The sequence below is a fragment of the Lentibacillus kimchii genome, assembly GCF_042666895.1.
GTDB classification, from domain to species: domain Bacteria; phylum Bacillota; class Bacilli; order Bacillales; family Amphibacillaceae; genus Lentibacillus; species Lentibacillus kimchii.
Map to the genome: position 1 here is coordinate 1 of NZ_JBHTGR010000037.1, position 10,927 is coordinate 10,927.

Annotated in this window: 8 protein-coding genes, 1 pseudogene and 1 other annotated feature; of the genes and pseudogenes, 1 reads left to right on the top strand and 8 read right to left on the bottom strand. The window is 34.2% G+C overall.

The window, feature by feature from the left end; all coding sequences use genetic code 11:
* Positions 1-264 precede the first annotated feature (264 nt).
* The 4 genes from ACFQU8_RS09790 to ACFQU8_RS09805 all read right to left on the bottom strand — a co-directional run bounded on the left by ACFQU8_RS09790 (position 265) and on the right by ACFQU8_RS09805 (position 3,211).
* Positions 265-1,314, bottom strand: a complete 1,050-nt coding sequence (locus tag ACFQU8_RS09790) for a 2,3-butanediol dehydrogenase (protein ID WP_382359290.1) — start codon at positions 1,312-1,314, stop codon at positions 265-267.
* A 527-nt stretch (positions 1,315-1,841) separates the two neighbouring features.
* A complete protein-coding gene (locus tag ACFQU8_RS09795; RefSeq protein WP_010530576.1) occupies positions 1,842-2,354 on the bottom strand; it encodes a type 1 glutamine amidotransferase domain-containing protein in 513 nt (170 codons plus the stop codon).
* Positions 2,355-2,602: 248 nt separating this feature from the next.
* The gene (locus ACFQU8_RS09800) at positions 2,603-2,842 is read right to left on the bottom strand and encodes a hypothetical protein (protein ID WP_138600526.1); all 240 of its coding nucleotides are present in this window, start codon (positions 2,840-2,842) and stop codon (positions 2,603-2,605) included.
* A 123-nt stretch (positions 2,843-2,965) separates the two neighbouring features.
* Entirely contained in the window at positions 2,966-3,211 is a 246-nt protein-coding gene (locus tag ACFQU8_RS09805) for a hypothetical protein (RefSeq protein ID WP_382359294.1), read from the bottom strand.
* Between the two features lie 116 nt (positions 3,212-3,327).
* On the opposite strand from ACFQU8_RS09805, the gene ACFQU8_RS09810 reads away from it, so the two are divergent.
* A protein-coding gene (locus ACFQU8_RS09810) for an IS3 family transposase (RefSeq protein ID WP_382359297.1) occupies positions 3,328-4,444 on the top strand; the annotation gives its coding sequence in 2 pieces (ribosomal slippage) (positions 3,328-3,596 and positions 3,595-4,444; 1,119 coding nt in all).
* Positions 4,445-4,531: 87 nt separating this feature from the next.
* On the opposite strand, the pseudogene ACFQU8_RS09815 reads toward ACFQU8_RS09810, so the two are convergent.
* The 4 genes and pseudogenes from ACFQU8_RS09815 to ACFQU8_RS09830 all read right to left on the bottom strand — a co-directional run.
* A pseudogene (locus ACFQU8_RS09815) lies at positions 4,532-4,714 on the bottom strand (GNAT family N-acetyltransferase); the annotation flags it as partial.
* Positions 4,715-5,028: 314 nt separating this feature from the next.
* A complete protein-coding gene (gene metG, locus ACFQU8_RS09820; RefSeq protein ID WP_382359300.1) occupies positions 5,029-6,666 on the bottom strand; it encodes a methionine--tRNA ligase in 1,638 nt (545 codons plus the stop codon).
* 58 nt (positions 6,667-6,724) lie between these two features.
* Positions 6,725-6,987 (bottom strand) — a binding site (T-box leader).
* 64 nt (positions 6,988-7,051) lie between these two features.
* On the bottom strand, positions 7,052-10,099 hold the full coding sequence (locus ACFQU8_RS09825) for a non-ribosomal peptide synthetase (protein ID WP_382359303.1): 3,048 nt from the start codon (positions 10,097-10,099) through the stop codon (positions 7,052-7,054).
* Positions 10,092-10,721: a hypothetical protein gene (locus ACFQU8_RS09830; protein ID WP_382359306.1), complete on the bottom strand. Its 630-nt coding sequence runs from the start codon at positions 10,719-10,721 to the stop codon at positions 10,092-10,094. Before ACFQU8_RS09830 ends, ACFQU8_RS09825 begins: the two co-directional genes overlap by 8 nt.
* Positions 10,722-10,927: the final 206 nt, after the last annotated feature.

The following is a 10,927-nucleotide window of genomic DNA, read 5'->3' on the forward strand; positions in this document are numbered from 1 at the left end:
ATCATTCCCATCCTTCGTTGTAACGTTAGAATTTAATAAAATTCCCCGCATGTTCACGCCTCAAAGCGTTTATAGCGGAACTTGTCGCGCGCGCCCGTTAATGGAATTATCCACTTCTACTATTAGCTGGTATTGCAGAATATCGTCAATATTCTTCTTAAAGAAGAGTTCAATATCACTTCGCTAATTTATCTACCTGGACCTAGCTGACAGTCATAACAAAACCCCAAGTAACAGCTGCTACTCAGGGTTAAATAATACATTTTATTTCTCACCACTTAATTCCACTAATATTTTTGCTTGTGATTTATCGTTTGTCAATGCTTCGAATCCATTTTCAACAATATCATCCAATTGAATTTGGTCTGTAATAATTCCCTGTGGTTTTAATTGTCCTGTTCCCATTAAATCTACAGTTTGTTGGAATGTAGTAGGTGTATATGCGATTGTTGATGTAACTTTTACACCTGTATTTGTAAGCTGTATTGGATTCCATTCAATCTCCCTAGCAAATATAGAAACAATAACCATTGTTCCACGTGCCCTTGTTGCATCAATTGCTTGTTTAAATGTTGGTGCTACTCCGGCAACTTCAAAGGAAACATCTACTCCATCTGGAACAATTTCCTTGATTGCTGTAACAGCATCTTGTTCGCTAGAGTTAACGACATGGGTTGCTCCTAATTCTTTTGCTTTTTCAATTCTAGTTTCCGACAAATCTAAAGCAATAATCTTGCTGGCACCAGCAGCTTTAGCTGCAATAATTGTCACTAAACCAATTGGACCTGCACCAAATACAGCTACCGTATCACCAAACTGCAGTTTCCCTTCTTTTACAGCTTGTACGGCAACCGCAGTTGGTTCTACTAAAGCTCCATCCTGTAGTGTTAAAGATTCTGGAAGTAGATAAACGTTATCTTCTGGTACATTTGCATATTTAGTAAAACCACCGTCACCGTGAAGGCCGATAAAGCTGAAACCATAATAAGGATCAAGGTCTTCCGACTTATTTCCATAAGTGATTGTTGGATTAATTACTACTCTATCGCCAACTTTATATTTTGTCACCTTTGGACCTACTTCTTCAATAACACCCGCAAATTCATGCCCCATGGTTAGCGGAGCGATTTCTCCAGTTAACGGATCCTCTTTTTCATTTGGTACAAACACCGGTCCCTCTTCATACTCATGTAAATCACTGCCACAAATACCTGCCCAAGCTACCCTTACTTTAACATCGGTATCTTTCGTTTGTTTTAGTTCTATTTCCTCTACCCGTAAGTCTTTTTTTCCATACCAGACTGCAGCTTTCATTGGATATTACCTCCTGCTTAATTAGTAGAAAATAGTTATAAGAATACTATATTGAAGGAATAATCAATATTAATTCCTATGATTTTATTATACTATTGATTTTTCCAACCTTCTATTAAATAGACTTTAATTTCTAACCAAATACACATATCTCATTAACAGTTTTGCGATTGTTTATTTTAATTCGGTTGCATGGTTTATTCTCGGGTCTTTGTTCATATAATTTTACCATTCCTCGATATTTACCTTTTTACTTATCCAGTTTATTCAGTGAACTTTTATTTAACCGTACAAATATTCATAAGAAGAATTCCCCCCTCATCTGAATCTCTTTTTATTTTCATCGTATATGGATTATTTTATTCAATAAAATGACCCTTATATATGATGCTCACGCTAATCCTTATTCAAGAATGGCGCCCGTTTGAGGAAGATCATGGCAGATGGGCATGAGCGCTTTATCTATTATCAAATAAAAAATAAAGAGAGGCTGCATGATTAACAGCCCCCCCTATACGATCGACGAATTATTTTTCTAAAAGCTTTAGAGATTCGCGATTGAATGCAGGAAGATCATCAGGTGTTCTGCTTGTTACAAGGTTTCCATCTACGATTACTTCTTCATCTTTTACAGTTGCTCCTGCATTTTCCAAGTCTTTTCTTACGGAAACAAAGCTTGTTAGCTCTCTACCTTTTAGTTGGTCTGTATTAACGAGAAACTGTGGACCATGGCAAATTGAAAATATGGGTTTATTATCTTGGAAAAATGTTTTCGCAAACTCACTATTCTTCGGATTAATACGTAGTAAGTCAGGAGAAAACCCGCCAGGTACGAGTAATGCATCATAATCGTTTGCATTTACTTCATCTATACCTCTATCTGCTTGTATTTCGTCCCCATTTTTGCCATTGATGGTTTTTTTTGCTTCATTACTGATAATATCTACCGTATGCCCAGCTTCTTTGTAAGCTTTCACAGGATCAGTTAATTCAATTTCTTCTACCATGTCTGTTACAAGGACTGCAATGTGTCGACTCATATAGCACTTCCTCCCTTTATCATTCTCGAATATATTCTAGCAGACTGCCCATAACTTTATTAAGCAGTATGCTCATGAACCGTATTATACACGAACCAAATAACGATGCTCTAACTGACAGGCACTTGTTCCCTTCTACCTTATCGTGTTACATAAACGTGCACTACAATGGCATTTGGGAGCTGGTCTTTATTCCCCAACTGCGCCCGATTAAAGAATAACCATTATTTATTTCAAATAGGCGCAGATTAATTGAACTTCCCAGAATTGTCTCCGTCCATTAGGCTTTTCATGTCTGGAACGTCTTTATAAATTTTTGATATCTTATCTAAAGTTTCCAACTTCACATTATCTCCACCGTTCCCGGTCATTGCAGTGTTAACAAAGCCATAAATAATTTTTAACAATGATCTAGCATTTTTGCAGGCAAGGTTATCAACTTTATTTAAAATATTTTCAAATTCCTTTGTATCAGTTACATCTGTCAATCTAACACCCCTCAATATATGCGAATAATTTTTAATAAGATCTATTTAATTAAATGGTCCTTTAAACCAATAGAAGGCGCAGCAGGTTTTGTTCCGGAATGGCGCCCGTTTGCGGTAGTTTAGTTAGCCTTCTAGTAAACCTATATATGGAATTTCTTTACCATTTAATTTTACAATGTAAATTGGACCATTCTTTTCCTCAGATTTATATATTTCGGTTCCAGCAGGTAATTTTGAAGCAGTAAAGTTATCAAATCCTCCATTATCGTCGGTTTGATTTTTAATTTCGCCGACTTTTTCGCCCGTATTGAGCTCTTCTTCATTTACCCATTCGATATCCTCTGCATTTGTATAGACCGTACCATCCATTAAAAATATATCTACATCTTTATCATCTGATAAAATATCCTCTGGTGTTGGGTTACCAATAACTATAATGGACCCAAGATTTCAGACAGTAAGAAAGGTTGTGTTAAGGTAGGTTTATGAAACGAAAACGATATTCATCAGATTTTAAAGCACAAGTTGTCTTGGAAATCTTAAAAGAAGAGAAAACATTGAATGAAATTTCTTCTGAACAGGGGGTCCATGTCAATCAATTGCGCCAGTGGCGAAAACAGTTTCTAGATCAAATGCCACAGATGTTTCAGAAACAGAACAAAAATCATGAAAAAGAAAAAGCTGCCTACGAAGAAAAGATGGAAAATCTATATGCAGAAGTAGGCCGATTAACCACGGAATTGTCGTGGATCAAAAAAAAATCTGGCATCTACTACGACTAGACAAACGCGCATAGAGATGATGGAATGGCAGGATTCGAACCTGTCCATTACCAAACAAGCCGAATTATTAAGCTTGAATCGAACCAGTCTGTACGATCAGCCGGTATTACCATCGCCTGAAGATGTAGCTGTGAAACACCGAATTGATGAAATATATACGAGGTTCCCCTTCTATGGTTCTCGTAGGATAACGGCCCATCTTCAACTGGAAGGAGTGAATATTAACCGAAAACGCGTTCAACGTCATATGCGTGAGATGGGCATTCAAGCCATCTATCCCGGACCTAACCTAAGCAAGCGAAATCTACAACATCGAATCTATCCTTATTTACTGAAAGGAGTGAAGGTAAGGCACCCCAATCAGGTATGGGGAATCGATATAACGTATATTCGATTACAGAAAAGTTGGATGTATTTAACCGCCATCATCGATTGGTATTCACGCTTTATCATTAGTTGGGCGCTGGATCAAACACTTGAAATGGACTTTGTGTTACAAGCCGTGGATCAAGCATTTTCACAAGCAAAGCCGGTTATTTTCAACAGCGATCAGGGCAGTCATTTTACAAGTTCCCAATACATCCAGAGGCTGAAAGATCAAACGGTTCAAATAAGTATGGATGGAAAAGGCCGAGCTTTAGATAACATCATCACTGAGCGTTTTTGGCGTAACCTCAAGTATGAGGAAGTCTATCTCAAAGCCTATGAGACACCGAGAGAAGCCCGCTTTAACATTCGAGAGTATATCAACTTTTACAACCATGAACGCCCACATCAATCCTTATCCTATGAAACACCAGCTACGATGTACTATGAATAGGTCATTCTTCCTTTCCATCTTTGAGTATTGTCTTTCCCATGGAAGGTTAGGCTGAATAAGATGGACAAGGAACAAGAATGACCCACCTTAAATTTTTAATAATATTGTCTTGACAATGGGGTCCACTTTAAACTTATTTATATTTAACACTTTAAATCCAAAATCCAAAAAGCTATTGGCTGCTTCTGTGCAATAACTGCTCCCCCAATATTTCACTCCAAACCAATATCCTATTCCCGCTTTATTTCCTTCACTGTCTACTCTGAAGGTTAAAGCTCCCGTAAGTTCATCAGTTGATTTTCAGATCACAGCGAACGTATAGTTACCTATATCTTTAGCCTTTTTTGGTGCTTACTTATCCATGTATCTGCAAGTCCATTTGGATAGAGGGGGTGGTATTGCCACAGTAGTTTCTGCCACTTCTTTGTCAGCAGCTAACTCCTCTACACTTCCTGCATCATTTAGATTATAAGGACGTATTAACAATCTTTCAGTTTCAAGTGTCGGTATGATAGTACTATTACATGAATTATCCGGTATGCATATCACGATAAACACTGAAAAAACAACACTATCTTACTAAATTATTTTAGCATACCATCATACAAATCAGTTAATTCTTCTTCAATTCTATTATTATCAATTCTTTCAAATAAAGGCTTTACATCATTTAAGACTATACCTGATACTAGCAACTCTTCCCAACCTGAGCTGTTTAAATTTAGCATTTCTTGGACTTTCTTACTTGAAAATGGAAGGAAAGGGCTGAGAAGCTTAGAAAGATTAGCAATAATGTAGACACAAGAAGCCATCGTATCATTACACGAGGGAATGTCCTCCTTTATTTGAATCCAAGGCTGTTCTTCATCAAAATATTTGTTTGCGTACCGAATAAAATCAAATATCTCTTCAAGAGCTTTTTTAAACTTACCATCAGAAATGAGATGCCCTATTCTCTCGTAAAGTGATTGAACCATTTTTCGAATCTCAACATCAAGTTCTCCTTTAGGTGTAATTCCCTCATATGATTTATTAATAAATTTTAAGGCTCTATTTACAAAATTTCCGTATGCCCCGAGTAGTTCACTATTGTGGCTGTATATAAATTCTCTAAAAGAAAAATTAGCATCTCTACTTTCAGGCGCATTCACTGTTAAGAAATACCGAATAGAATCTGGATGATACTTGCTTAATAAATCTTCTGCCCAAACAGCCCAATTTTTACTAGTTGAGAGTTTTCTTTGTTCAAGAGTTAAGTATTCATTGGATATGATATAGTCAGGAAGAGATTTATTATTTATACCGGACAATATGGAGGGCCATATAATCGTGTGGAAAGGTATGTTATCTTTCCCGTGTACATAATACGATACAGTATCTTCATTCCAGAATTGATTAATATCTTTATTGTTAAGTTTAGCCCATTCTTTACTGGCAGAATAATAACCAGAGACAGCCTCTATCCAAACATAAATCTTTTTATTTTCATAGCCATTTACAGGCACACTAACACCGTTGGGTAAATCTCTAGAAACAGCTCGATCATGCAATCCTTCCTCCAAATATCTTTCAGTTAATTGGATAGCATTATCTCTCCATCTATTTTGATCTTTTGCTGATTTGACAAATTGTTCGAGTTCCTTCTGAAAAGTACTTAATTTAAGGTAGAAGTGTTCAGTCTTTTTAGAAACTGGACTTCCATGACACACTTTACACCTCTGATTAAATAAATCAGAAGGATCTAATATTTTTGAGCAATTGTCACATTGATCTCCCCTTGCGTCGTGGTTACAATACGGACATTCACCTTCTACAAACCTATCAGGCAAGAATTGCTCACAAAAATCACAATAGCATTGTTCAACTTCTTTCAAGTAAAGCTGTTCTTCTTCTAACAATCTCAGGAATACTTCTTTCACTACCTCATGGTGCTCTTCTCCATCAGTCCTACTGTACATATCATACGAAAATCCTAAGTTTTCAAAACTTCTCTTGAACTCACGATGATATTTATCTGAAAGTTCTTGCGTAGAAAGTCCTTCTTTTTTAGCTTGTATAGCAATTGGTGTTCCATTACAATCACTACCAGATACAAATAATACCTCTTCCCCTTTTGAACGAAAATACCTAGCCAGTATGTCCCCCGGTAAAAGACTCGAGATATGCCCTAAGTGCAAGGAACCGTTAGCGTATGGCCAAGCTCCACCTATAAAAACATTCATCTTTATAATCCTCCTTATAAAAAAAGACCTCTCAACCTCAGACATAAGTTCATTTTGTCAAAAGGACGAGAGATCTCGTGTTACCACCTTAATTCACTAATAATTCACACTATTAGCCTCTAGAAGTACATGGTACAATTTCATTTATACTTCGTCATTTGTAACAAGTGACTAATCTCGTCAAAGTCTAATTCAAAAAATGAATATCGACTATGCAGCTCTGAGGTCATATTCAATTAACGATTTTTCACTTCTTCTCAGCATATAGAAGTTCTCTGTAGAAAAATAACATCAATTTACTTTCCTCTTCATTGCTTTTATTTATTTATTATACCGCGTGATTATATCATGCAATAGAAGTTTTCTGAATGATTAAAACAAATAATCAGTTTGAAAAAGAAAAATCTTTTTCCAGCGAGAGGACTTCAATACCATTATCTGTTAGAATTTTTTCACCAAAGTTGGGATTTGTTAGAAACACTAAGTACACAAAACCTTGAGTTGTGAAAGCTGTTACATATATTCTATTAATAGGGAATTTTTCAAGTTGTTCCAGAGTTTTGTTTAAGGATTTAATTGTTTCATAAAGCTCATTTCCTTTAATATTCCCTAAGTAATTTGTTTGCAAGATAGGATTCTTATCATAGATCTCACTAAGTTTACTTTGATAATCATTCATAAATGGATAATCTTTGTAAGCAGTGTACATAGGATTAAACCCTGTTTTGTATAAATCAAGAATATTGTTTATTCTCTGTAAATAATCTGTATAATTTTCAGCTTTGAAAGCAGGGAACGTTATTGAAGAATGGAAGTCACCTAGTTCACTGTTAAAATCAAACTTCTCAAACGATCTTATATTGAATATACTTCTAAATGATAACTCATTCTCGCCAAGTTGTTCAAGCAATAGTTTGCTAGTATAATAATTAATTTCATTTATAGTTTCATTAGAGGATTTTTGAGTATTGTTGGCATACCTCAATACTGTCAGCCCACTATTGACTTTTTCTTTCCAATCATCAATTTTATTGGCCCGATCAATTTGTTTAGTAATATCATAGTCAAGAACTTCCTTTGGTCTTTCATTATTTTCAGAAATATATTCGATGAAGTCAAAATAATTTCCATTATTATCTTTATAATCTTCATTTCTCAATATCTTATGAAATTGACTTTTCAAAACATGCACATTAGAGAAATCTGCAATATTGTGTGATAAGACCCACACTACATTGAATTCTTTACCATTAAAAATAATAACAGGCTGATGTAAGATAGAATTAAGATGGTTGTTAGATAAGTTTTCATGTATAGTGTCTTTAATTTCTTTCAACGAATCTGTCTCGTTTATATCGTATACTGGTATTCTTACCTGGTCTAAATCGCAAAATTCTTTAAAGTAAAGTCCTTCGCCTTCAAAGTCCAGAGTACATCTCAACAATAAATTATTACTAATAATTTTCCTTATAGCTTCTACAATCTCTCCAATTTCTCTAGACTTTTTCACTTTCATCTCTACTTCTATATTACTGTCGAATTTATGGTGAATATAAGCTTTCTGATAATAGTAAGTCCCATGCTTATCAGTTTGTTTTGATGTATTTATCAAGGAATTATTTACTTCAATAGTTCGTTCGATATCAGATATTGTGTCTTCAATGAGTCCATTGGTAAATTCAGCTTTACCTATATTTTTATTACTGTCCCCAAAGTAACTGCCTATCTCTTTGACCGTTGGGTAATTGTACATAAAGTCATCATCCAAAACACATGAAAACTCCTCTTCTATAGAGATAATCGCTTGAATATTATCTAATGAATCTCCACCTAAGTCAAAGAAATTCTCAAATTTACTTATATTTGATGAATTTAAAATATTGCTAAAGATTGTTCGTATTTTCTCTTCATTTTCAGATAACACTTCGTTCTTGTCATTCTCATTTTCACCATTACCTCTAGTAGATTGTAATAGCTTTTGAATATCAATTTTGCCATTAACATTAAAAGGAAATTCTTCTACTTCTTGCAAGATGTTCGGTACCATGTAAGATGGCATTATATTTTGCAATTTCTCCTTAAGGTATGTCTTTTTAAGCGTTTCATGAAAATGGGGAATATAAAAACAATATAATTTTTTATTTTCATAAATCACCTTACTGAATTTAATTTCTCTAATATTTTTCTCTATTAAGCTTTCAATCTCTCCTAGCTCTATTCTAATCCCATTAATTTGCACTTGATTATCTATTCTACCCTTAAAATAAATGTTTCCATCGTAATCTCTATAGCCTAAGTCACCAGTTTTATAATACCTTTCATCATTCTTATACTCTATAAAATTAGCTTTTGTTAAATCCTCCTTGCCTGCATAACCTTGGGCCACACCTTCTCCTGAAATATACAGTTCACCTATTTCACCGAAATCACATTTACTGAAATCATCCCTTAGTAAATGAACCTTAACATCATCCAACTCTTTCCCGATGGGTACAGAGTTAATATCCTCGTTTTTATTACTGATTTTATAGTGAGTTGTATAAATAGTATTTTCTGTAGGTCCATACAAGTTAAATGTCTCAACATTGGGTAACATATCCAACACTTTTGATACTAAACTTACTTTGAACTCCTCTCCGGCTACCATCAGATATTTTAAATTATCATTCATTATGTCTAATTCTTTATTAGTGGAAGTATTCAAAATAACTTCTAATATAGAGGGGGATACTGCCATATGTGTTACTCCATATTCACCGATATAAGGAACAATCTTTTTAAAATCACTTGTAGACTCAAATGATGAAATAACTAAAGATCCTTGTCCCTTTATCCAACCAAAAATTTCAGCTACGGACACATCAAATGTGTATGGCGTAGTTAGTAGGTAACGGTCTTTCGTATTTACTGGATAATACTTTTGCATATTTCTTAAAATATGAGACAAATTGTCTTGGGAAACACAGACTCCTTTTGGATTACCTGTACTACCCGAAGTATAGATTATATACGCCAAGTTAGAGTCTACTATTGTAAAACTCTCTTTTCTTTGAATTGTTATAGAGTTTACATTTATATAATTAATTTTGCTTAATTGACAATCAATATTTGTGTTAGTTAAAACAATATCCGACTTAGAATCCTCAATAAGAAAATTAATTCTATCTTGAGGAAATTTAATCGAAATCGGAAGGTAAGCAGCACCAGCCTTATATAGAGCTAGAATAGTAAGGATTAATGTATTACTAGGCTTCATAAATAATGGTACAACCTGCTCCCTTTTAATACCTAATTCATTTTGAAAATGGTCTGCCAAATAATTTGTGTATTTTTCAACCTGCTCATAACTGTAACTATTTGAATCATCTATCAAAGCAGTTTGCTTTGGTTTTTTTTTCGCTATGTCTCTAAATTCTTGAATGATATTATACATATTGTTCTTTTCCTCCCAACGACAAAAACTCTTGGTATTTTTCATCGAATAATTTGTTTAATGACTCGATTTTAAAGTGACCACTAGTTAGTTCTACAGATTCATGTAAATTTGTCAATTGACCATTAATAAAAGCTCTATAAGCCTCTATATTTATATCGTTACTTTTATATCCCAAATAATCTTTTCCACTTACATCTCCATCTGTCACTAAAAAATTCACTAGTTCTTCGATTAAGAAAGCATGTTTATCTGTAATAGCTTCAAATAATTTAATTAATCTTAAGAACGCTAATTCTTCGATAGATTTTATTAGTTTAATATCTCCTTCAATTAAATAAGGAACTGTCGTAAAAGCAGATAGAATTAACCTATACTTTACATTTACTGAGTTCAAAAATTCCTCAGTATGCTCTATGCTTGGAATGGAAACTGATTTGTTATCCCAAAATTGTCTACCTTTTAAAGCTGATGCAACCTCACTTGTAGTTACAATCAACTTATTTTCATATGGAACCTCAGTATCTAACGGCAAGCCCAAAAACTCACTCATTTTGCAGTATTCCCTGATAAGTTTATTCTTTTTAGACCTCTTAAATCCATCTTTAACGACAAACATCATATCTAGATCTGAATTGCTATTTGTTAATCTCTTGTGACTTTGTGAACCATATACTAATGCAACTAACAATTCATCGTCTTCAAAAAAATCATTTAAATAACTCTTGAATCAATTTCATAATTGCTCTTATTAAAAACGCAAAGACCTGCAGAATTTCTAATGTGTATTTTTTTAAAATTCCTCTAAGCAGCCTGCTGCTGCTTTAA

Coding starts and splice junctions, on each gene's coding strand:
- ACFQU8_RS09790 (WP_382359290.1), bottom strand. CDS start 1,314: ATGAAAGCTGCAGTCTGGTATGGAAAAAAAGACTTACGGGTAGAGGAA.
- ACFQU8_RS09795 (WP_010530576.1), bottom strand. CDS start 2,354: ATGAGTCGACACATTGCAGTCCTTGTAACAGACATGGTAGAAGAAATT.
- ACFQU8_RS09805 (WP_382359294.1), bottom strand. CDS start 3,211: ATGGATGGTACGGTCTATACAAATGCAGAGGATATCGAATGGGTAAAT.
- metG (WP_382359300.1), bottom strand. CDS start 6,666: ATGAATGTTTTTATAGGTGGAGCTTGGCCATACGCTAACGGTTCCTTG.
- ACFQU8_RS09825 (WP_382359303.1), bottom strand. CDS start 10,099: ATGTATAATATCATTCAAGAATTTAGAGACATAGCGAAAAAAAAACCA.
- ACFQU8_RS09830 (WP_382359306.1), bottom strand. CDS start 10,721: ATGATGTTTGTCGTTAAAGATGGATTTAAGAGGTCTAAAAAGAATAAA.